We start from the raw sequence: 21,452 nt of genomic DNA on the forward strand, positions 1-21,452 counted from the left end.
GGGCGGAGAGGGGGACGCGCCGAAGGCGCCGGCCGGGACAGGCTGGACGGAGTCGGTCCGGCCGGGTCCGACGCGGAGGTTCGGACCCTGAAGCCGGGCGGACCCCGAGAAGCACCCAAGAGGGCTTCCAAGAGGGCTTCAACGCGACGCAGGAGGACAGATGACCAAGCGCGGCAGGGCGGCACTGTGTGCGGTGGCGGGGGCGATCGCGCTCACCATGGCAGCGGCACCGTCGGCTTCAGCGATCATCGGGGGACACGATGCCACCTCGCCGTACCCGTTCATGGTGAGCATCCAGAAGGACGGCCATCACTACTGCGGAGCCTCCCTGATCAAACGGGACTGGATCGTAACCGCCGGGCACTGCACGGTGAACGTCAAGCCCCAGCAGCTCACCGTACGGGTCGGCGACCACGACCGGAGGAAGGGTGCCACGGCGAAGGTCGTCAAGGTCATCGCGCACCCGGAGTTCTCCTACGAGCCGTTCCGCAACGACGTGGCCGTCATGAAGCTGGACCACCCGGTGGACGCGAAGCCCATCAAGCTGGCCGCGAAGTCCGGTCCGGCGGGCACCAGGACCCGGATCCTCGGCTGGGGGATGACCTGCGAGGACGGCAGCGAGTGCCCGAACCCCCCGATCACGCTGCAGGAACTGGACACCGAGATCGTCCCCGGTGACCGGTGCAGCGAGAACTACAACACGGCCAACGAGCTGTGCACCGACAGCCCCACCAAGAACGCGCAGGCGTGCATCCTCGACTCCGGCGGGCCGCAGATCAAGGGCCGTCCCGGGCGGTGGGAACTGATCGGGGCGACCAGCCGCGACGGTGACGCCGATCCGGAGTGCGCCACCGGCCCCGGCATCTACACCGACCTGACGGCCCACCGCGCCTGGATCGAGCGGGCCACCGCGAAGTGACCGGCGGCAACCCGGTACGCGTGGAGGCTGGTTGCGTCGGCACCCGTCCCGCACCGTCCGCACCGCCCGCCGCACAGCCCGAGAGCGATTCCGCAGGCTGACGGCCCCGACCGGGGCGGTACGCAGAAGCCCCCCGCTCGACCCTGAGTTCCCGTGGGTTCTGACGGTCGTGGCGGGGGCCTTCTCCTGTGTGCGGGCGGTAGATGCTCAGCCGGTCCTGCCTGGTTCCGACTGCCCGTCAGTGCGCGGGGACGGGGGCCGCCCGTCAGTGCGCGGGGGCGAGGGCCGCCCGTCAGTGCGTGGGGACGGGGGCAGCCCGTCAGTGCGCGGGGGCGAGGGCCGGTGCGGGCCAGGCGTCGACCACGATCCGGTGCTGCTTCGGGCTCGCCGCGGCCGCGCTGCCCGCGTAGTTCCGGTCGACCTGTGCCGCCTCCGCCGCGTTCGGCTTGGCATTGGTGCACGACGTACCGGGGCCGTGGCCGGACATCAGCTCCGAGCACGGCCCGCTGTAGTCGTCCGGCAGCCCCAGGATGTGCCCGGTCTCGTGCGCCGCGATGCGGGTCATGTCGTACCCCTCGTCCACGGCTTCCTGGCCCAGTTGCACCTGGCCCTTCCTGCCGCCCGGGACGATCGGCCCGAGCGTCGTCTGGGGCCAGCCGCTGGTCGCCACGTAGACGAAGTTGGCCGAACCGGGCGAGGCCGCCGGCTGAAGGCGTACATGGTGTTCAGCCGCGTTCCAGTTCTGCGCGCCTTGCTTGATCGCGCCCGCCCACTGTCCCGCTCCACTGGCGTCGTAGGTGAGAGTGACCACCGCAGCGGTCGCCTTCGGCGCCGGGTGCGCCGAAGCGGCACCGGTTGTCACGCCCAGCATGGCCGGGATCAGTGCCGCCACGGCGGCCATTCGCTTGATCACGAGACTCGTTCCCCTCGCCGGCGTCTGTTGTCTGTGAGCCACCAGGGCACCACGTCATGGCTGAGTGCCACAAGTACGCGATTTATGAGGGGAGTTGGATGGGGAGATTTGCGCGGATCGGTTCAGCTCCCGGTCAGCTCCCGGACGCGGTGAACGGCAGGGACGCGTACCGCCGGACGTAGTTGCCGTCCGCGAAGGTGCCCGCTGCCGCGTCGGCCTCGAAGTCCGGGAAGCGGGCGAGGAGTTCCTCCAGTGCCGTACGCGAGACCAGACGGGCAGCAGAGGCCCCCAGGCAGTGGTGCGGGCCGTGGGTGAAGGCGAGGTGCTGGGGGCCTTCGCGGGTGAGGTCCGGGTGGGGAGCGGTGGGCCCGAAGGCGCGCGGGTCGCGGTTGGCTGCGGCGTAGAGGAGGAGGACCTTGCGGCCGGCGGGGACGGTGCGGCCGTGGAGGGTGGTGTCCTCGGTGACGGTGCGGGCGAGGCACTGGACCGGGGAGGTCAGCCGGAGGAACTCCTCGACGGCGGAGGGCAGCAGGGCCGGGGTGTCCAGGAGGGCGCGGCGCAGGCCCGGCTGGGCGGTGAGGAGTTCGGCGGCGCCGCCGAGCAGGCCGGTGGTGGTGTCGTTGCCGCCGGCGACCATGGTGAAGGCGAAGCCGAGGATACGTAACAGGGTGCTGTCGTCGTCGGAAGGCAGCAGGCCGACCAGGTCCGAGACGGTGTCGTCGGCGGGTTCGGTGCGGCGGCGTTCGATCAGCTCGGTGAAGTAGCCGAAGAGGCTGGTGACGGCTTCGGCGGCGGCGAGCGGGTCGCCCAGCGCGTTGGCCTCGACGATGGCGTGGGTCCAGCCGTCGAAGTGGGCGCGGTCGGCTTCGGGGACGCCGAGGTAGCGGCCGACGACGTAGCTGGGCAGCGGTTTGAAGAGTTCGGCGACGATGTCGCAGTTGCCGCCGAGATCGGCGATGCGGTCCAGTCGCGCCCGGACGAAGGCCCGGACGTGCGGTTCGATGGCGGCGACCCGGCGCGGGGTGTATCCGCGGGTGATCAGCCGGCGGAACGCGGTGTGCTCGGGCGGGTCCAGCATCACCATCGGGGCGGCGTCGGTGATGCCGAGGCGTTCGCGCTCGCCGTAGGTGAGGGTCAGGCCGTCGGCGGAGGAGTAGCGGTCGGTGTCGCGGGCGGCGGCGAGCACGTCCGCGTAGCGGGAGAGCACCCAGTAGTCCCCGTCGGCGACGTGGTGGAGGGGGTGCGCGTCGCGCAGCGCCGCGTACATCTCCCATGGGGCGCGCCAGCTCTCGCCCGTGCAGGGGGTGAACGGGGCGGACGGAGCGGACCGGGCGGACGGAGCGGACGAAGGCTGAGGGGATGCGGTCATGCCCGGGAGGGTGGGGGCGGGGCCCGCAGGAGTCAATGGAGCTTGCGGGGATGTGACTTGGGCGGCATGCCAGACCGGCGGCACGCCCGCCCCGGCCGTGCCGGACCCAGGCAGGCCAGGCCAGGTCCGGCAAAGCCCGGCCAGACCCAGACCCGGGCCCAGACCCGCCCAGGCCCGGCCAGGCCCGGCCAGGCCCGGACTGGCTTCGCCAGATCAGAACGTGGGGCGGACCGCCCCGACCGGCTCGCCGTGGCCGAGTACCGGCGCGGTGGCGAGTGACCGAAGCGTCTCGTCGGCGTCGACGTCCACGCCGAGGCGGCGCAGCGCGGCGACCATCACCACAGGCCGGGAGCGCTGGGAACCGTCGGCGATCTTGAGTGACACGGCGGACCCGTCGGGCAGGCCGAGCGCGTACACGCCCTCAGCGCCGTCCTTGACGACGGAGCCCGGCAGGGCGCCCATGAGCCGTGTCACGTCGCGTCCGGTGCCGCCGACATAGCGCGGGTGGGTGTTCATCGCACGGGCCACCCGGTGTTCAGGACTGCCCTCCGGCGCCGAGGCCAGGCGGCCGAACGCCCGCGCGAGACCCCGCAGGCTGATGGCGAAGAGCGGCGCGCCGCAGCCGTCGATCCCGGTGGCGGCGACCCGTTCGCCCGCCAGTTCCTCCAGCGTCTCGCGCAGCACCACCTGGAGGGGGTGCTGCGGGTCGAGGTACGAGGCGGTGTCCCAGCCGTTCACCACGCAGGTCGCCAGCATCGCGGCGTGCTTGCCCGAGCAGTTCATCGTCAGCGGCGAGGGCTGCCCGCCGCCCGCCAGGTACGCGCGCAGCGCGCCCTCGCCGATGGGCAGGGCGGCCGTGCAGCGCAGCGCGTCCGTACCGAGCCCGGCCGAAGCGAGTATCGCCCGCACGCCCTCCAGGTGTATGTGCTCGCCGGAGTGGCTGGCGCAGCCGAGGGCCAGGAGTTCGCCGTCGAGGCCGAGCCCGGCGCGGAGCATGCCGAGCGCCTGGAGGGGTTTGTTGGAAGAGCGCGGAAACATCGGGGCATCGACGTCCCCGATCCGCAGGACCTCCGAACCGTCAGGGCCGGTCACGAGGACCGTCCCATGGTGCACGGACTCCAGGAAATCCCCACGCCAGACCTCGGCCACCACGGTGTGCATCAGCTACGTCCGCCTCTCCGGTTCGAGTCAACAGTTCGAGTCAACTGTCGACAGTTATCACTTGGCGGCCAACCTGTCGAACCCTTCGAGCGGAGAAAAGGATTTCGCCGAGGACCCTTGACACCTGCGGAAATGTGGCTGTCAACTGGCAACTGTCAACACCTTGGCGGTCCAGAGGAGGCGTTCCCGTGGGTGAGACTCTGCAACGCGGCCTCGCCGTCCAGATCGCCGAGGTGCTGCGCGAACGGCTGCTCACCGGTCATCTGCGGCCCGGGACCCGGATCAACGAGGTGGTCCTCGCACGGGAGCTCGGCACCAGCCGGGGTCCCTTGCGCGAGGCGGTGCGGCAACTCGTGAGCGAGGGGCTGCTCGTACACAACCCCAACCGCGGGGCCACGGTGTTCACGGCCGGACCCGACGACGTACGGGCCCTGTTCGAACTCCGTACGGCGCTGGAGACGGCTTCCGCACGGCTCGCCGCGGAACGCCGCGACGAGAAGGACGTCGCGGCGCTGCGCTCGGCCTGCGCACGGGCACGGAAGACCATCCAGGGCGGCCGGCGCTTCGTGCACCGGCTGGACCTGGAGTTCCACCGGACACTGACGGACACCGCACGAAGTCCCCGCATCGCCGAGCAGTTGTGGCGGGTGCAGCAGCAGATCATCCTGCTGCGCAGTCCGCTGGACGTCCCGGCGGCCCACACGGCCGACTCCCTGGACGCCCATGAGGAGATCACCGCCGCCGTGGCGGACGGTGACGGTGAGCGCGCCGCGGCGCTCATGGATCTCCATATCGGCCGGGTGCGGTCCCACATGGCAAGCGCCCCGGCCGTCGACTGACCCCTGACGGGACAAGTCCCGTCGCGGTGCGGTGCGGTGCGACGCAGTGCCGTGCGTCGCAGTGCGTGCGTCGCAGTGCGTGCGTCGCAGTGCCGTGCGTCGCAGTGCTGTGCGGTCCATCGCCGCGCGGTCCATCGCCGCGCGGTCCGTCGCCGCGCGGTCCGCGCTCCGCGGTACGTCACCGTGCCGTGGGTCCGTGCCCTGGCTCGCCCCACCACGCCCCCGACGCCCTCGACGCCCCCGACGCCCCCGACGCCCTCAGGCAGCCGACCCCGTACCCCTCCTCCCACACCCATTCCCCCCTCCGAACCATCCGGCCCCGCCGGTCCACTGGAGTACCCGAAATGACCGAACCCTCTGCCGCGGTGGCGCCTCCGCGCGAGCGCCGTACCCCCGGACTGCTCGTCGCCGCACTGCCCGTGGTGCTGATGCTGGCCCTCATGATCGGTGGCACTCTCTGGCTGGACCTCGACCCCGTGGTCCTTCTCGTCGCTTCCTGCGCCGTCACCGGCGTCATCGCCCGGTGGCTCGGTGTCACCTGGGACGAGATGCTCACCGGCATACGGTCGAAGATCGACGCAGCGATGCCGGCGCTGCTGATCCTGATCTCCATCGGCATGCTCATCGGCACCTGGACCCTGAGCGGGACCATCCCCATGATCGTCGACTGGGGCCTGAAGGCCATCCAGCCGTCCTGGATCGTGGTGCTGGCGTTCCTGATCACGATGGTCGTCTCGACCGTGACCGGCACCTCCTGGGGCTCCGTCGGCACGGTCGGCGTCGCCCTGATCGGAGTGGCCGGCGGGCTCGGCGTGTCCCTGCCCATGACGGCGGGCGCCATCATCTCGGGCGCCTATTTCGGCGACAAGATGTCCCCGATGTCGGACACCACCAACCTGGCTCCCGCCGTGGCCGGTTCGACCCTCTTCGAGCACATCCGGCACCTCCTCTGGACGACCGGCCCGGCCGCGGTGCTCTCCTGCCTCCTGTACCTCGTCCTCGGCCGCACCCAGCACGCCGACGGCCATGCCGCCCAGCGCACCGAGGCCCTGCAGACCGTGCTGGAGCACGGGTTCCACTTCAACCTGCTGCTCCTGCTCCCGGCCGCGGTGATCCTGGTGGGCGCCATCATGAAGAAGCCGCCGCTGCCGACGATCATCATCTCCTCGGTCGTCGCGTGCGTCCTGGGCGCCGTCTTCCAGGGCTTCTCCGTCCAGCAGATCGGCTCCTCCGCCTCGACCGGCTTCACGGTGTCGATGCTGAGCGGCCACGGCGGCATCGACCCGCAGCACCTGTCAGCGGCGGCGGGCACCCTCCTCAACCGCGGCGGCATGTCGTCGATGGCGTCGACCATGCTCATCGGGCTCGCCGGGTTCGCCTTCGCGGGCATCCTGACGGAGACCGGCTGCCTGGACGTCCTGATGCACCGGCTGCTCGCCAAGGTGCGCAGGACGGGCGGGATCATCCTCGCCACCTCGCTGTCCTCGGTGGGCGCCGCGCTCGCGATGGGGGTCTCGTACCTGACCATCATCGTGCCGGGGCAGGCGTTCCGCGCCGTCTACCCCGAGCGCGGGCTCGCCCCCAAGAACCTGTCGCGCACCCTGGAGGACTCCGGCACGGTCCTCGTGCCGCTGGTGCCGTGGACCGAGGCCGCCACCTATATGTCCACGACCCTGGGCGTCGCGACCATGGCATACGCGCCCTATGCGTTCCTCAACTACTTCGGCGTGGTCATCGCCGTGATCTGCGGATACACCGGCATCGGCATCGCCCGCCAGGAACCGGTGCCCAGGGCGGCCGGGGAACCGGTGCCGGCCACCGTATGAGGGGGTGGCCGGTCCGGCGCCGGGGCAACGGTCCTGCTGTGGACCGCCGCTCCGGCGCCGGGTCGGTCCGGCTTCGCGTCGTCGGTCCGGCTTCGGGGCATCGGTCCGGCTTCGCGTCGGTCCGGCTTCGGGGCATCGCTGCGCAGGGCCCGTTACGGTGCGGCTGTGACCGGTTCTCCGCTGCGGCCCCTCCTCTTCCTGGACGTCGACGGACCACTCATCCCCTTCGGGGCGACGCGGGACGAGTACCCCGACGGCTACCCGACGTATCTGCGGCCCGACGCCGGCGCCAACCCGCTGCTGGCCAGGGTCGATCCCGCGCTCGGGGAGCGGCTGACGGCGCTGCCGTGCGAGCTGGTGTGGGCCACCACCTGGGAGAACGCGGCCAACGAATATCTCGCTCCACTCCTCGGTCTGCCACCACTCCCCGTGGTCTCCTGGCCGGAACCGGCCGCCGATGACTGGCGCCGCGGCCTCCACTGGAAGACCCGTGCCCTGGTCGACTGGTCCGGCGGCCGGCCCTTCGCCTGGCTCGACGACGAGATCACCGAGAACGACCGGGCCTGGGTGGAGGCACACCACCCGGCACGGACTCTCCTCCGCCACATCGACCCTCGCCACGGCCTCACGGACGCGGACTTCACCGCTCTCGACGCGTGGCTGCGGGCGGACGGGGCGGGCTAGGCCGTTTCGTTTGGATCACTGGTCGGCTCATGGCTGGGGAGACTTGACACGGGCTGGGAGCCGTGTACACCGTTCCCCGGCTCACCCGAACCCGCCAGGGCTAGGGGACCCAGCACCCGTTTTGACGTGAGGATATACATGAGTCATCTCGCCGATCGTGCCGCCATCCACGATCTCAACACTCGTTACGCGGTTGCTTTCGACGGCTTCCGGCTGGATGAGTCCTCCAACTGCTGGGCCGAGGATGGCGTCCTCGACGAACGTGAGACCGGCTTCGGCCGGTTCCAAGGGCGCGACGCGGTACGCGATTTCTTCCGCGATTCACTCTTCGCCCATGCCCGCCACGTCATCCACGTCATGTTCAACCACCTGGTGACGGACATCGAGGGAGACCGCGCGGCGGGGAGCGTCTCCTGTCTCGTGGAAGTGGTGAAGAACGACGGCGGCTATGTTCGCTCCCACGTCAGGTACGAGGACGAATACGTTCGCGTGGACGGGCAGTGGAAGTTTGGCAGCCGCGTCATCAAACCGTCCTTCCCGGGCGCCCCGTCATGAGCCCTACGCAGTTTCATCCGGATCACCTTGCGGACCAGAGGAAGATGCCTGCGACGTAGAGTCCGGCCAGATAGACGGCCGTGCCATCAGCGCGGTGAACACCCGCTCCCAGGTGCCATCGGCGGTCCACATCCGCAGTCGGTTGTAGACGCCTCGCCGGTTGCCGTACTTCTCCGGCAGATGCACCCACTGCGCGCCGGTCTGGAACTTCCAGGCGATCGCGTCAATCATCTGCCGGTGATCCCGCCACTGGCCGCCCCGCTTCGCCGTGCGGTCCGGCAACAGCGGCTCAATCCGGGCCCACTGGGCGTCAGTCAACGGCACAACCAGACCAACGGTCCGATGATCTAAACGAAACGGCCTAGTTCTCGTTGCCCGCTTCCGTACGCCTTGGAGCATGGGCCCGCGGGGCGTGGCCCCGTACACCGCGAGCCGTGGCCCGTACGCCGTGAGCCGTACCCCGTACGCTGATCCACCAGGGATTACGGGACAGCCCTTAGCATCGCCCGGCATGGACTGGCTTGAGCGCACCGCGAAGTTGAGGCTGTGGACCAGGAGCGGTGCCCGCGCTCCGCACAAGCCGCTGCTCTTCCTCTACGCGCTCGGCCATTTCCAGCAGGACGCCGAGGGCGAGCTGCGCTACAGCGCGGTCGAGGACGATCTCAAGGGGCTGCTGACCGAGTACGGGCCGCCCACCAGGACGTCTCCCGCCTATCCCTTCCACCACCTCGTGAGCGACGGGGTGTGGGAGGTACGGTCCGATCGCGGGTCGGGCAGTCCCGGCACCGGGGTGCGGGAGTTGCGGGCGGCGGGGGCCGCGGGGCGACTGGCACCGGAGCTGCGGGCCGCTCTGCGACGGGATCCGTCGCTGCTCGGACGCATGGCGCGGGTGCTGCTCGACCTCAACTTCCCGCCCTCGCTCCACACCGAACTCTGTGAAGCGGTCGGCCTGGAGCTGGAACCGGCGGAGATCGGGCAGCTCACCCCTGAACAACCCGCCACCACAGGGCTTTTGCCCGAAGACCTGCCGGCCGAAGACCTGCCGGCCGGACAGCCTCCGGCCGGACAGCTTCCGGCCGGGCCGCGACAGCGGGACCGACGCATGCGGGAGCTGGTACTCACGGCGTACGAGTACCAGTGCGCCTTCTGCGGTTACGACGGCAGGATCGGCACCGTGCCGGTAGGGCTTGAGGCCGCGCATGTGCGCTGGTGGGCGTTTGACGGCCCCGACGACGTCGACAACGGGCTGTGTCTCTGCTCGCTGCACCACAAGCTCTTCGACAAGGGCGTCCTCGGCATCGGCGACGACCACCGCATCCTGGTCTCACAGCGCTTCGTCGGCCGCAGCGAGACCGCTCGCCACCACGTCATCGCCCTCGCGGGCCGCCCGCTCACCGGACCGCAACCGGGCGCCCGGCCGGTGGCGGCGGCCCATCGCTCCTGGCACACCGCCCAGGTCTTCCACGGCAGTCCACGCCCGGCCGCCGCCGGTTGAAAGCCGGGCCGGATGACGGTGCCGGGCGCGGGGGACCGGACCCCCACCCCTCACGCCCCAGCACTCCCCGTATCCGTATCCACCGCGAACTCCTCCGGATCCACCGCGAACTCCTCCGGCCTGCCCTTCTTCGGCAGCAGCAACGTGATCGCCAGAAACGCCACCAGCAGGCACCCCTGGACCAGGAGGGCGTGGTGGAAACCGGTCGTGAAGTCGCCCGACGTGACCCGGGCGAAGAAGACCGAGCCGAACACGGCCACCCCGATCGAGCCCCCGATCGACTGCACCGCCGACAGCACACCGGACGCCGAACCGATCTCGTCGTCGTCGACCGCGGCGAGGATGAAGCTGAACAGCGCGGCGATGACCAGACCGGCGCCGATGCCGCAGACGACCACGCCTGGCGCGATGTCCCAGAGGGAGAACGTGCCGCCGATGCCGTCGAGTTCGTACCAGAGCAGCGCCGCGCCGCCCAGCTGTACGAGCGGGCCGATCTGCAGGACCGCACGGCCGATCCGGTCGGCGAGTACGGCTCCGCTGACCGCGCCGCCGATCGCCGTACCCAGCGCCAGCGGCAGGTTGCCGAGACCGGCCTCCCCGGCAGTGAAGCGCTGGCCGATCTGGAGGAAGAGGGTCAGCACCAGCTGCACCCCGATCAGTCCCCCGAAGAACAGCGCGATCCCGGCGAGGCCGACCGTGTAGGCGGGCTTGCGCAGCAGGGCCGGGGCGATGAGCGGCTCGCGTCCCTGCGCCGCCGTATGCCGCTGCTGTACGGCGAAGAGCGCGAAGCCGGCCACCGAAGCGGCCATGCACAGCCAGGTCCACAGGGGCCAGCCCGCGTCCTGGCCCTGGTTCAGGGGCAGGACGAGCAGAGCGCAGGAGAGGGCGACCAGAGCCGCGCCCGTACGGTCGACGAGCACGGCGGGGTCGCCCGGTTTCCTGGGGACGAACCTGGCGGCGACGGCCAGGGCGGCGAGGCCGATCGGCACGTTCACCAGGAACACCAGCCGCCAGCCGAGGCCGAAGAAGTCACCCTGGATGAGGCCACCGCCGAGCACCGGGCCGACGATGCCGCCGAGTCCGAGCACAGGGCCGAAGACGCCGAAGACCTTGGTGAGTTCGGACCCGGTGAAGTTCTCGCGCAGCAGGCCGAGCCCCTGGGGGAGCAGCATCGCCCCGGCCGCCCCCTGGATCAGCCGGAAGGTGATCAGGGTGCCGATGCCCGGCGCGGTCGCGCAGAGCAGTGAGGCGGCGGTGAACGAGCCCAGGCCGATCAGGAACATCCGGCGCCGCCCGTACCGGTCGCCGAGCCGGCCCCCGAGCACCAGCCCCGCCCCCAGCGTGAGCGCGTAGCCGCCGATCACCCACTGGAGGCCCACGGACGTGGCCCCGAGCGATCTCTCCAGGGCGGGTCCGGCCACGTTGACGATCGACGCGTCCAGCAGATCCATGATCTCCGCGATGAGCATCACCACCAGGATCAGCCACCGCCACCGGTAGGGAACCGGCGGCGGCCCGGGTGGTTGCGTCCCCACCGAAGCCGCCGGCGGGGACGACCGGGGCTTCAGGGACTGCTGGGACGACCGGGACTGCGGGTGCGATGGGGGCGACGATCGGTCCGCCGGACTGGCGCTCATTTTTACCTCATACTCTTGGTTACCAATTTTATTAGCAATATCAAGAGTATCCTGATCCCCATGGACGTCACATCGCCCGCCCCCACCGCCCCAGAAGCCGGGCAGCCCACCACCGGCTCAGCAGCCGGGGCCGGGGCCGGATCCGGGGGTGCCATCCGTGAACAGCTGCGGCTCCTGACGCTGAACCAGCAGCGCTTCGAGCGGCATCTGAGCCGACGGCTCCAGGTGGATCCGGCCGGACTCGCGGTGATGGACCACCTCGTCCACACCGGTCCGACCACCCCCACCGACCTCGCCCGTCGCCTGGAGGCGTCGACAGCCGCGACGACCCTCGTGATCGACCGACTCGCGGCCGGGGGGCATGTCACCCGGCAGCCCCACCCCACCGACCGCCGCAAGGTGATCATCACGCCCGCCGAACACTGGGAGGCGACGGCCTACGAGCACGTCGCCCCGCTCGTCCACGGCGTCACCGCCGCAGCCGAAGCGCTGGCCCCCGAGGAACAGGCCGTCGTGGCGGCCTTCCTGAGGCGGATCGTCGGTGTCTACGACGAGGCCATCACACCCTGATCGCCCCCTGGCCCACCGCACCCCGTACCCCACCGCGCTCGCACCCGCGCCCTCGTCCTCGCCCGGCGGAAGGAAGCGTCCGATGACCCCCTTCGAAGACTTTCGCGGCCTGCACCTCCCCAGCGCCGCAGGCCCACTTGTCCTGCCCAACGCCTGGGACCACGCTTCGGCGGCCGCCCTCGCGGAGGCCGGATTCCGTGCCATCGGTACGACGAGCCTCGGGGTCGCGGCAGCGGCGGGAAAGCCGGACGCGACCGGCGGCACACGCGCGGAGACCGTACAGCTCGCGCGCGGGCTCGTCCGGATGGATGCCCTGATCAGCGTGGACATCGAAGGCGGGTTCAGCAGCGATCCGGGCGAAGTGGCCCGGCTTGCGGCCGAGTTGGCGGACGCGGGCGTGGTGGGCGTCAACATCGAGGACGGGCGGAGCGACGGCAGCCTCGCCGATCTGGACCGACAGTGCGAGGTGATCCGTGCGGTGAAGGACGCCGTACCCGACCTCTTCCTGAACGCCCGCACCGACACCCACTGGCTCCCGGGGCACACGGAGCAGACCGCACGCCGGGCGGACGCCTACCAGCACGCGGGCGCCGACGGGCTGTTCGTCCCCGGGCTCCAGGACGGACCCGAGATCACCGCCCTGATCCGGGATCTCGCCGTCCCGCTCAACATCCTGGTGTCGCCGGCCGGGCCGTCCGTCGGGGAGCTCGCCGCGCTGGGAGTGCGCCGGATCAGCTGCGGCTCCCTGCTGTTCCGCGCCGCCCTGCACGCGGCGGTCAGCACAGCCAGAGCGGTGGCGGAAAGCTCGGCGCTCCCCGCGGGGGACTCCGGCATCCCCTCGTACGCGCAGGCGCAGTCGCTCTCCGACCGGTTCGGCACCACCGGCAGCTGAACCGCGACGCCTACGGCCCCACCCCGACGCGACACCTGCGGCCCCACCCCAACCGGCCCCACCGCAAGGGCAACCGACACCCGCTCCCGGCCGCCTCCTCCCCTCCCTCCCTTCAAAAGGGGGTGCTGGCACCACCCTCAGGAGGCCAGGCCACACCATGTCGCCGGGGACGCGGATCCGGAATCGTCAGGGTCATCAGGACGGCACGTCCTCACCGCGATGATCCGAGGCCCACGATGAGCAGCAGCACTCTCCCGCACCCGTCCCCGACCGTGACCCCGACCCCGACCCCGGCCATGTCCACGCCCCCGGCCCCGCCCGGCACCGGATTCTGGCGGGCGCCCTTCGCCGCCAGGACGTTCCGGGAGATCGGATACGTCTTCAGCTCGCTGCCGGTCGCCGTCGCCGGGTTCGTTTTCGTCGTCACGATGTTCTCGCTGAGCGCGGGCCTGGCAGTGACAGTCGTCGGACTTCCAGCGGCGGCGGCCCTGCTGGCCGGGGCACGTGCGCTCGGAACCGCCGAACGCGGGCGGGCACGGCGGCTGCTCGGTCTGGATGTCCCCGCGCCCGCACCCGTACCCGCGGCACGGAACTCCGGCCGGTGGCCCGCCCTGCTGGCCCGGCTGACCGATGCCGCCGGGTGGCGGGCGATGCTGTTCCAGCTGCTGATGTTCCCCTGGCGGGTGGCGAGTTTCGTACTCTCGCTGACCTTCCTGGTCACCGGCTGGGCCGTCGCGCTCTACCCGGCTTACCACTGGGTCTTCCCGCGCTACGTGGGCTGGCCCGGCTATCAGGTGTACGACTACACGTCGCACGGCGCTCACCATCAGTACTACCTCACATCGCCGCTCCAGATAGGCGCGTTCTCACTGCTCGGCCTGGTGATCGTCTTCCTCACCCCGAAGCTCGTGCACGCCCTGACGAACGTCGACCGCGGAGCGGTCCGCACCCTGCTCGGCTCATGACGGCCCCCGCCGGACGCACCACCCGGCCGCACACCGGGCGGGCCGCTGTCCGGTCAGGCATCCCCCGGGTACCAGCGCAGTTCCACCGTGTTCCCATCCGGATCGCGCACGTACACCGACTGGGCGCTTCCCCGCGCCCCGAAACGCTCACCGGGGCCGTCCACCACGGTGAATCCGTCCAACTCGCCCGAATCAATGGACTGTTGCCAGTCGAGTGGTTCGACGACCAGGCAGATGTGATCGACATTGGCACGGCCGGCCGTTCCCGCAGCGCTCTCCGGTGTACGGACGATATCGATGATCGTCCCAGCACTGACCCGTACCGAAGGAAATGGCGCATCGCCCGCCCGCCACTCCTCCACCCGGACCGGTTCGAGGCCGAGTGAACCGCAGTAGAAGCCCAACGAGCGCTCGATGTCGGCGACGTTGAGGACAAGGTGGTCAAAGCCGATCACTCGCACGGGAACTCCCTCTCGCGACATCTCATCGGATCTCATCGAATCTCACGGATCCTCAAGGAACCCCAGAGAATCCAACGGGATCTCACACACTCCAACTCACCCGGCACGCACCCCATTCCACGCAATATTCCACTCAATATAATGCGCACCAGCGCACCAGCCAGGTGGGCCGTCGATCGCGCCCACATGCGCCACCCACCCGCACGCCGCCCAGGAGGCCCTCAGTCCAGGCCCTGTTGAGCGGACACCCCCGCCCCCCACCCACCCCACCGCACGGTCCACCGCACGATGACTGGATATACTCCGCCCGGCACATATATGCAGGCAAGGTACGCGGTTCGGCCTCCATTCCCCCGAGCCCCCGAATCCCTGGCGTGCGGCGAGAAATCCGTAAATCCCAGGACACACGCACAGGAAGCCCCAACCGGCCATTCCGGATACGCCGGCCAGTCGGAATTACCTGCACCGACGTGATGGCAGCGGACACGACCGAATTAAAAGACCGCTGTTTCGATATCGAGAGAAGGCGGGCTCTTTCCCGCTCTCGTATGCTGACCGAGTCATGTCATCAGAGAGTTTTCTCCGGGCGCGCAGACCGGAGCAGAAGCAACAGCGGCGCGAGACCATTCTCGCGGCCGCTCGTCGTCTTGCACTGGAACACGGGGTACGGCGGGTAACGCTGGGCAGCGTCGCCGAGGCCGTGGGGCTCGCCAAATCCAATGTCATCCGGTACTTCGGCACCCGCGAAGAGATCTTCCTGGTGCTCGCGGCCGAGGACTGGCAGGAGTGGCGCGGCGAGGTCGCCGCACGGCTGGAAGCCGGCGAGGAGGCCATCGGCGCGCTCGCCGAGAGCCTCGCCGAACGGCCGCTCTTCTGCGATCTGCTCAGCCAGACCGCGACGATCCTGGAGCACAACATCTCGCTCGAAGCGGCCCGCGCCTACAAGCACACCGTGCTCGCCGCCGTCTCCTCGCTCAGCGCCCTGGTCGCGCGGGCCCGCCCCGGGCTGACCGAGCGCGAGTGCACCGACCTGGTCTCGACCGCCGGGGTGCTCGCCGGCACGCTCTACCCGATGGCCACCCCGCCGCCCGTACTGGCCGAGCTGTACGCCATGGAGCCCCAGCTCGCAGCCGTCCGGCCCACACTGCTCCCGACACTGCGGCGCACCCTGTCCGCCCTGGCCGCCGGCCTGCCCGCAGTGCGCTGAGGCCATCGACCGGTCCGCCCTCGGCGCGCCGGGAGGGTGGCATCCGCCGGTCCGCCCGCTGCACCCGAACGCCACACGGGTGTTCGCCGGGCGCGGTCGCGCGGGAAGGATCCCGGGTGACCACGACAGACGACAGCACCGGACCCCGGAGCACTGGCACCAGGGCGGCCAGAGCCCTGACGACATCGACGGCGGCGGCCGTACTCGCCGCCACTCTGGGCCTCGCCTCCACGGCGGCGCCCGCCTCGGCGGCCCCGCAGTCGATGCGCCCGGATCCGGTGGGCCCGAATCCGGTGCGCCCGCAAGCAGCGCACCCACACCTGATGCGCCCGCAGGCAGTGCGCCCGGATCCGGCCCAGCAGGCCGAACAGCTCTCCCGGGAGCTCGTACGGGCGTCGACCGCGCGGGGCGCCTACCGCCAGCTGCGGAAGTTCCAGGCGATCGCCGACGCACACCACTCCACCCGGGCCGCCGGAACGCCCGGCCACGAGGCATCGGCCCGCTACGTCCACGACACCCTGGAGCGAGCCGGCTACCGGGTCTCGTACGAGCCCTTCCCCATCACCTACATCGAGACCCGGGCCGAGCGGCTGGCCGTCGTCACACCCACCCCGCGCGATCTGGCGGTCTCGGCGCTCTCGTACACCAAGTCCACGCCGGTGGGCGGAATCACGGCCGAACTCGCCGTCGTACCGGTGGACGCCACCACGGGGTGCGAGCCTGCCGACTACGCGGCGGGAGCCTTCACCGGGAAGATTGCCCTGATCCGCCGCGGCGGCTGCACATTCGCCCAGAAACAGCGCACGGCGGCCGGGGCGGGCGCGGTGGCCGCGCTCATCTCCAACAACACCGGGGGCGCTCTGGCAGGCACCCTGGATTCCCCCGCGGGCGTGAAGATCCCCACCGGCGGGATCTCGCAGGCGGACGGCACGGCGCTGGCCGCGGAAACGGCCCGAGCCGGCGCCAAGGCCCCCGCCACCAGCCCCGTCGCCGCCCCCAGCCCCAAAGGCATGACCGTCTCGCTGGAGATCCGGCAGCTACAGGAGCGGCGCACCACCCGTAACGTCATCGCCGAGACCAGGGGCGGCGACCCGGCGCACACCGTCATGCTCGGCGCCCACCTGGACTCCGTAGCGGCGGGACCGGGCATCAACGACGACGGTTCGGGCTCGGCCGGCCTCATCGAGGTCGCCCAGCGACTCGCCCGGCTCCCCCAACAGCCCGCGAACAGAGTCCGGTTCGCCTGGTGGTCGGCGGAGGAGCTGGGGCTGCGCGGCTCCGATGCGTACGTCAAGCACCTCACCGCCCCACAGCGGAAGCAGCTGGCCCTCTATCTGAACTTCGACATGATCGCCTCACCCAACTACGCCGAGCTGGTCTACGACGGCGACAATTCCGACACCAAGTCAGAGACCGAGCCAGAGACCGAGCCAGACCCCGAAGGCACCGCCCCCGGCGTCGCACCCGGACCCGGCCCCGGCCCCGGTCCCGCAGGTTCCACCCCGACGGGCTCCGCCGCGGCAGGCTCCGCCCGGCTGGAGAAGGGAATCACCGACTTCCTGGACCGCCGCCATGTGCCGCACGAGGGGACGGTCTTCGACGGCCGCTCCGACTACGGCCCGTTCATCGCCGCGGGCATCCCGTCGGGCGGCACCTTCACCGGAGCGGAGGAGATCAAGACCGCCGCGCAGGCGAAGAAGTTCGGCGGGAGGGCGGGGGTCGCGCTCGACGCCTGCTATCACCTGGCGTGCGACACCCTGAAGAACATCGACATGAAGGCGTTCAGCGTCAACATCGCGGTCATGGCCGACGCCGTCGGGCGATACGCCTCCGACGTACGCCCTCTCAAAGCGGGCACCGGCAGCCAAGCCCCCTGAAGGGATGCCGGATCGGCGCCCCTGTCCGAATTTCTGGCCACAGGGTCACCGGAGGGAGTGGTTCCGATTCTGGTTCACTCCCGGTTCACTGCCGATTTGTCAGGGCATAGGCCCTTTGATGCACTCCGTATCCGCCGTTCCGTGGCTGCGCCCAGTGGCGCATCCCCGGTAGGCTTTCCGTGTGATCTTCAAGCGCATCGGAAGCGGACGCCCGTACCCCGACCACGGCAGGGAATCCACCCGCCAGTGGGCGGATGTAGCGCCGCGCCCGGTCCGGCTGGACCAGCTCGTGACCACCAAGGGCCAGCTGGACCTCGAAACGCTGCTCGCGGAGGACTCCACGTTCTACGGGGACCTCTTCGCCCACGTCGTGAAGTGGCAGGGCGACCTTTATCTGGAGGACGGACTGCACCGGGCCGTGCGTGCCGCGCTCCAGCAGCGGCAGGTCCTGCACGCCCGCGTCCTCGACATGGGCTGACAGCTCACCCTCATCGGCCGACAGCTCACCGCCCCGGCCCGACCCGGGGTGACCTTGATCCGGCACAGCCGTGATCCGGGACGGTTGATCCGAGACGGGGCTTGGTCCGGCACGGCCTTGATCCGGCACGGGCTTGTCCGGAACCACCGGTATCCACCCTGGCCAAAGCCGCTCGCTGGTCCTTTCGGGGCCATTTTGCCTCATCCGGCGGTCATCAGATGATCGTTAAGTTCGCATAGCTGCCAGGCCGCACTACGCTGCGTTCATGAGCATGCTCACACCCCCCGGCATGGGCGGAAAGTACCGCATCACGGGCGACAAGTACCCCCGGATGCACCGCCCCCGGCGCCGTGGCCGACTCGTCCTGGGGATCGTCGCCGCTGTCGTCGCCCTCGGCTTGGTCGGCTGGGGATCGCTGCAGCTCATTCATCTCTTCACGGGCGATTCCCAGAAGTCGTCGGCCGCCGGGCAGCAGCACGACTGCAAAGCCAGGGCCGCGGCCTCGCCCGCCTCGTCCCGGCAGGCGAAGGCGCTGCCGGAGCCCGCGAAGATCAAGGTCAACGTCTACAACGCGACCCCGCGCAGCGGACTCGCCAAGTCCACCGCCGACGAGCTGAAGAAGCGCGGCTTCACCATCGGCAAGGTGGGCAACGCCCCCGCGGCCTTCGACAAGAAGGTCCCGGGCACCGCACTTCTGCTGGGCTCGGCCAGGACCCCGGTCGCCTCGTTCTCCGTACTCGGTACGCAGGTCAAGGGCGCCACCCAGAAGACGGACACCCGGAAGACCGGCGACGTCGACCTGATCATCGGCTCCGGCTTCAAGGCCCTGGACACGAAACAGGACGCCGCCAAGGCGCTGGCCACCCTGGCCCACCCCAAGGCGACGCCCGGCGGAAAGTGCTGACGCCCCGGAACAGAGTGCCGACTTTCCGGGAGACAGACGACTGACGCCCCGGAACGACCTCCCCGAACAGGTCGGGGCCAGTCAGGGCGGGGCCAGTCAGGGCGGGGCTACTCCGCCGATCCGTACATCCGGTCGCCCGCGTCGCCGAGCCCCGGCACGATGTAGCCCTGCTCGTTGAGCCGGTCGTCGACCGCCGCCGTGACCACCGTGACCGGCGTGCCCGCCAGCTCACGCTCCATGACCTCGACACCCTCGGGCGCGGCGAGCAGCACCACGGCCGTGACATCGTCGGCGCCGCGCTCGATCAGCTCGCGGATCGCGGCGACCAGCGTGCCGCCGGTGGCCAGCATGGGGTCCAGGACGTACACCTGACGCCCCGAGAGGTCGTCCGGCATCCGCGAGGCGTAGGTGGACGCCTTCAGCGTCTCCTCGTTGCGGACCATGCCCAGGAAGCCCACTTCGGCGGACGGCAGCAGCCGCACCATCCCTTCGAGCATGCCGAGCCCCGCGCGCAGGATCGGCACGACCAGGGGGCGCGGATACGACAGCTTCACGCCGGTGGTCGCCGTCACCGGGGTGTCGATGTCGACCTGCTCGGTGCGCACGTCGCGCGTGGCCTCGTACGCGAGCAGGGTGACGAGCTCGTCGGCGAGGCGCCGGAAGGTGGCGGAGTCGGTGCGCTTGTCGCGCAACGTGGTGAGTTTGTGCGCCACCAGCGGGTGGTCGACGACATGGATACGCATACGACAACCGTAACCGGGCCCCCGGGCCTGCCCGCGCTGGCATCAACCCGCCGGTCGGCGGGAAGGCGGACGGGTACGGAGGTGGTGCGGTCCATGCCCGAGTCCGAGCCAGCGAACCCGGCCCGCGACAAGGCCGGCGAGAACGAACGGCAGAACGCGCGGGAGAACGAGCGACAGAGCGCGCAGGGGACGGCGCACGCGCCCGCGTACAAGCCCCCGTACGAGCCGGGAGACGGAAGCGGGCCCGGCGGAGCGGGTGCGGCCGACGCACCGGAGAGCGCCGCCGACCGCCGGCGGCGCCGGGCGCAGTTTCTCCGTGAGCTGAACGAGGCGAAGGAGCTGCGCGACCGTGTGCAGCCCAGGCGCGCCAAGGTCGCCAGGCTCCGACAGGCCATGCGTATGCGTACGTTCCGCTGGTAGCGGCGTACCAAGGTTTTACCGGCCGCCGGAAGCAACACGCAGACCTGAGCCCGAAGACCTCTCGCGAACGCCATGTTTCTGCCACGATTCCCACTGGGCGGCGGACAGCCCGCCTTTTCGACAGACACCCCTAAGACCAGTGGGAGAGTCACGGTGTACTTCGCCGCACTGCTCGCGCGCACCGAAGACGGGTGGGAAGCGAGCGACACGGAGCTGGACGATGTGGAAACCCTCAGCGATCTGACCGATCTCGCCCGGGATGCCTCCGGGGACGAGGACACCGTCCTCGTCTTCATCGAACAGGAGGGCGCCTGGTTCGGCGTCGTCCGGGTCGACGGCGAGGACGATCCACGGATCTACGTCTCCGACGCCGCAGCCGCAAGCCGTTCCTCGTACGGGGAGATCCTCCTCACCGACGAGCTGATGGGCCGGGACCCGCAGGACCCGGACGCCCTGGAAGAACTTGTCGACCTCGACGGTACGGAGGACGGTGAGCTGGAGGAGGACGGGGACGACCCGGACGACGAGAGCGAAGCCGTACCGCCGGGACCGCTCGGGGACATCTTGATCCTCGCCGACCTCGGCATGACGGAGAAGGAGCTCCTGACACTCGGCACCGACGCACTGGCCGACATCGCCGACGCACTGGGCGCCGCCGAAGTCCTGGAAACCGTCCGCTGACCCACCCCTACCTCGCCGGCCCACCCTCGCTTACCTACCGCAGGTGCCCGACGGCCGGACAGACGGCTGAGCAGCCGGCCGGACACAGGACAGGACAGCCGGCCGGACAGACCACGGCCGTCACACCGTCATCGGGCACACCATCGAACAGACGAGCAGATGACCGATCCCCTCCGCGATCCCTGGGCCGCGCCGATGCGGCAGGCCCTGGCCGAGGCCGCACAGGCGGCGAAGGCCGGCGATGTGCCGGTCGGCGCCGTCGTGCTGGCCCCGGACGGCACACCACTCGCAGCGGGCCACAACGAACGCGAGGCCGGCGGCGACCCGACGGCACACGCCGAGATCCTGGCGGTCCGCCGGGCCGCGGCGTCGCTCGGCACCTGGCGCCTGACCGGCTGCACGCTGGTCGTCACGCTGGAGCCATGCACGATGTGCGCGGGCGCGATCGTCCAGTCGCGGGTGGACCGGGTCGTCTTCGGCGCACTCGACGAGAAGGCGGGAGCGGCGGGCTCGCTGTGGGACGTCGTACGCGACCGCCGCCTCAACCACCGCCCCGAAGTGCTGATCGGGGTGCTCGCGGACGAGTGCGCGGACCAGCTGACGTCCTTCTTCCGGGACCGCTGACGGCCCCTCGGGCCCTCTTCCCGAAGGCCGATTTCTGACCACGGCCGACCTTGGGCTAAGCTCTCTCTCGGTAGCGTGTCCGAGCGGCCGAAGGAGCTCGCCTCGAAAGCGAGTGTGGGGAAACTCACCGTGGGTTCAAATCCCACCGCTACCGCCACAGGAACCGCCCTTGCTCTGCAGAAGCAGACCAAGGGCGGTTTTTTTGGCCTCCCTTGGCGGCGGGTGAGGGGTG

The 21,452-nt window shown here is 70.5% G+C and carries 23 protein-coding genes and 1 tRNA gene; 17 read left to right on the forward strand and 7 right to left on the reverse strand.

The features are described from left to right. Nucleotides 1-160 precede the first annotated feature (160 nt). The gene (locus ACWGKJ_RS26285) at nt 161-919 is read left to right on the forward strand and encodes a S1 family peptidase (protein WP_385026978.1); all 759 of its coding nucleotides are present in this window, start codon (nt 161-163) and stop codon (nt 917-919) included. Between the two features lie 319 nt (nt 920-1,238). On the opposite strand, the gene ACWGKJ_RS26290 is transcribed toward ACWGKJ_RS26285, so the two are convergent. From ACWGKJ_RS26290 to ACWGKJ_RS26300, 3 genes are all read right to left on the reverse strand, one after another. After that, nucleotides 1,239-1,832: a snapalysin family zinc-dependent metalloprotease gene (locus ACWGKJ_RS26290; protein WP_385026981.1), complete on the reverse strand. Its 594-nt coding sequence runs from the start codon at nt 1,830-1,832 to the stop codon at nt 1,239-1,241. A gap of 133 nt (nt 1,833-1,965) precedes the next feature. After that, nucleotides 1,966-3,201, reverse strand: coding sequence for a cytochrome P450 (locus tag ACWGKJ_RS26295; RefSeq protein WP_385026984.1), 1,236 nt, complete (start codon nt 3,199-3,201; stop codon nt 1,966-1,968). A gap of 213 nt (nt 3,202-3,414) precedes the next feature. Continuing rightward, the gene (locus ACWGKJ_RS26300) at nt 3,415-4,362 is read right to left on the reverse strand and encodes an asparaginase (RefSeq protein WP_385026987.1); all 948 of its coding nucleotides are present in this window, start codon (nt 4,360-4,362) and stop codon (nt 3,415-3,417) included. Nucleotides 4,363-4,550: 188 nt separating this feature from the next. Here ACWGKJ_RS26300 and ACWGKJ_RS26305 point away from each other — a divergent pair, with 188 nt between their 5' ends. The 4 genes from ACWGKJ_RS26305 (at nt 4,551) to ACWGKJ_RS26320 (ending at nt 8,266) form a co-directional block, all read left to right on the forward strand. Further along, nucleotides 4,551-5,201: a GntR family transcriptional regulator gene (locus tag ACWGKJ_RS26305; protein ID WP_385026990.1), complete on the forward strand. Its 651-nt coding sequence runs from the start codon at nt 4,551-4,553 to the stop codon at nt 5,199-5,201. Nucleotides 5,202-5,545: 344 nt separating this feature from the next. Next, nucleotides 5,546-7,027 (forward strand): Na+/H+ antiporter NhaC, encoded by a 1,482-nt coding sequence (gene nhaC, locus ACWGKJ_RS26310; protein ID WP_385026993.1) that lies wholly within the window; start codon nt 5,546-5,548, stop codon nt 7,025-7,027. Between the two features lie 165 nt (nt 7,028-7,192). Then, nucleotides 7,193-7,711 carry an HAD domain-containing protein gene (locus ACWGKJ_RS26315; RefSeq protein WP_385026996.1) on the forward strand — a complete coding sequence of 173 codons (519 nt, stop codon included), beginning with the start codon at nt 7,193-7,195 and terminating at the stop codon, nt 7,709-7,711. A 138-nt stretch (nt 7,712-7,849) separates the two neighbouring features. After that, complete coding sequence (locus tag ACWGKJ_RS26320; protein ID WP_385026999.1) at nt 7,850-8,266, forward strand: nuclear transport factor 2 family protein; 417 nt, start codon at nt 7,850-7,852, stop codon at nt 8,264-8,266. A 3-nt stretch (nt 8,267-8,269) separates the two neighbouring features. On the opposite strand, the gene ACWGKJ_RS26325 is transcribed toward ACWGKJ_RS26320, so the two are convergent. After that, on the reverse strand, nt 8,270-8,584 hold the full coding sequence (locus ACWGKJ_RS26325) for a transposase (protein WP_385027002.1): 315 nt from the start codon (nt 8,582-8,584) through the stop codon (nt 8,270-8,272). Between the two features lie 193 nt (nt 8,585-8,777). Between ACWGKJ_RS26325 and ACWGKJ_RS26330 the strand changes: the two genes are divergently transcribed. Further along, entirely contained in the window at nt 8,778-9,761 is a 984-nt protein-coding gene (locus ACWGKJ_RS26330; protein WP_385027005.1) for a phosphorothioated DNA-binding restriction endonuclease, read from the forward strand. A 50-nt stretch (nt 9,762-9,811) separates the two neighbouring features. Here ACWGKJ_RS26330 and ACWGKJ_RS26335 read toward each other — a convergent pair whose 3' ends face one another. Then, a complete protein-coding gene (locus tag ACWGKJ_RS26335) occupies nt 9,812-11,230 on the reverse strand; it encodes an MFS transporter (protein WP_385027008.1) in 1,419 nt (472 codons plus the stop codon). 228 nt (nt 11,231-11,458) lie between these two features. On the opposite strand from ACWGKJ_RS26335, the gene ACWGKJ_RS26340 reads away from it, so the two are divergent. From ACWGKJ_RS26340 to ACWGKJ_RS26350, 3 genes are all read left to right on the forward strand, one after another. Next, the gene (locus ACWGKJ_RS26340; RefSeq protein ID WP_385027011.1) at nt 11,459-11,968 is read left to right on the forward strand and encodes a MarR family winged helix-turn-helix transcriptional regulator; all 510 of its coding nucleotides are present in this window, start codon (nt 11,459-11,461) and stop codon (nt 11,966-11,968) included. Between the two features lie 82 nt (nt 11,969-12,050). Continuing rightward, the gene (locus tag ACWGKJ_RS26345; RefSeq protein WP_385027014.1) at nt 12,051-12,860 is read left to right on the forward strand and encodes an isocitrate lyase/PEP mutase family protein; all 810 of its coding nucleotides are present in this window, start codon (nt 12,051-12,053) and stop codon (nt 12,858-12,860) included. A 236-nt stretch (nt 12,861-13,096) separates the two neighbouring features. Next, entirely contained in the window at nt 13,097-13,825 is a 729-nt protein-coding gene (locus ACWGKJ_RS26350; RefSeq protein WP_385027017.1) for a sensor domain-containing protein, read from the forward strand. Between the two features lie 53 nt (nt 13,826-13,878). Here ACWGKJ_RS26350 and ACWGKJ_RS26355 read toward each other — a convergent pair whose 3' ends face one another. Next, nucleotides 13,879-14,286 (reverse strand): VOC family protein, encoded by a 408-nt coding sequence (locus ACWGKJ_RS26355; protein ID WP_385027020.1) that lies wholly within the window; start codon nt 14,284-14,286, stop codon nt 13,879-13,881. A gap of 562 nt (nt 14,287-14,848) precedes the next feature. Here ACWGKJ_RS26355 and ACWGKJ_RS26360 point away from each other — a divergent pair. From ACWGKJ_RS26360 to ACWGKJ_RS26375, 4 genes are all read left to right on the forward strand, one after another. Next, nucleotides 14,849-15,493, forward strand: a complete 645-nt coding sequence (locus tag ACWGKJ_RS26360) for a TetR/AcrR family transcriptional regulator (protein ID WP_385027023.1) — start codon at nt 14,849-14,851, stop codon at nt 15,491-15,493. Between the two features lie 263 nt (nt 15,494-15,756). Next, the gene (locus tag ACWGKJ_RS26365) at nt 15,757-17,370 is read left to right on the forward strand and encodes a M20/M25/M40 family metallo-hydrolase (RefSeq protein ID WP_385027062.1); all 1,614 of its coding nucleotides are present in this window, start codon (nt 15,757-15,759) and stop codon (nt 17,368-17,370) included. Between the two features lie 181 nt (nt 17,371-17,551). Next, entirely contained in the window at nt 17,552-17,848 is a 297-nt protein-coding gene (locus ACWGKJ_RS26370) for a type II toxin-antitoxin system VapB family antitoxin (protein ID WP_164262735.1), read from the forward strand. A gap of 265 nt (nt 17,849-18,113) precedes the next feature. Continuing rightward, nucleotides 18,114-18,752 (forward strand): LytR C-terminal domain-containing protein, encoded by a 639-nt coding sequence (locus ACWGKJ_RS26375; protein WP_385027026.1) that lies wholly within the window; start codon nt 18,114-18,116, stop codon nt 18,750-18,752. A 107-nt stretch (nt 18,753-18,859) separates the two neighbouring features. On the opposite strand, the gene upp is transcribed toward ACWGKJ_RS26375, so the two are convergent. Beyond that, nucleotides 18,860-19,495, reverse strand: coding sequence for a uracil phosphoribosyltransferase (upp, locus tag ACWGKJ_RS26380; RefSeq protein ID WP_453315828.1), 636 nt, complete (start codon nt 19,493-19,495; stop codon nt 18,860-18,862). 93 nt (nt 19,496-19,588) lie between these two features. Here upp and ACWGKJ_RS26385 point away from each other — a divergent pair, with 93 nt between their 5' ends. From ACWGKJ_RS26385 to ACWGKJ_RS26400, 4 genes are all read left to right on the forward strand, one after another. Next, the gene (locus tag ACWGKJ_RS26385) at nt 19,589-19,915 is read left to right on the forward strand and encodes a hypothetical protein (protein ID WP_385027032.1); all 327 of its coding nucleotides are present in this window, start codon (nt 19,589-19,591) and stop codon (nt 19,913-19,915) included. A gap of 153 nt (nt 19,916-20,068) precedes the next feature. After that, complete coding sequence (locus ACWGKJ_RS26390; RefSeq protein WP_385027035.1) at nt 20,069-20,596, forward strand: tRNA adenosine deaminase-associated protein; 528 nt, start codon at nt 20,069-20,071, stop codon at nt 20,594-20,596. Between the two features lie 159 nt (nt 20,597-20,755). Next, entirely contained in the window at nt 20,756-21,220 is a 465-nt protein-coding gene (gene tadA / locus ACWGKJ_RS26395) for a tRNA adenosine(34) deaminase TadA (protein WP_385027038.1), read from the forward strand. 69 nt (nt 21,221-21,289) lie between these two features. After that, nucleotides 21,290-21,377 (forward strand) — tRNA-Ser (locus ACWGKJ_RS26400). Nucleotides 21,378-21,452 lie beyond the last annotated feature (75 nt).

The sequence above is a fragment of the Streptomyces sp. NPDC054757 genome (assembly GCF_053612185.1).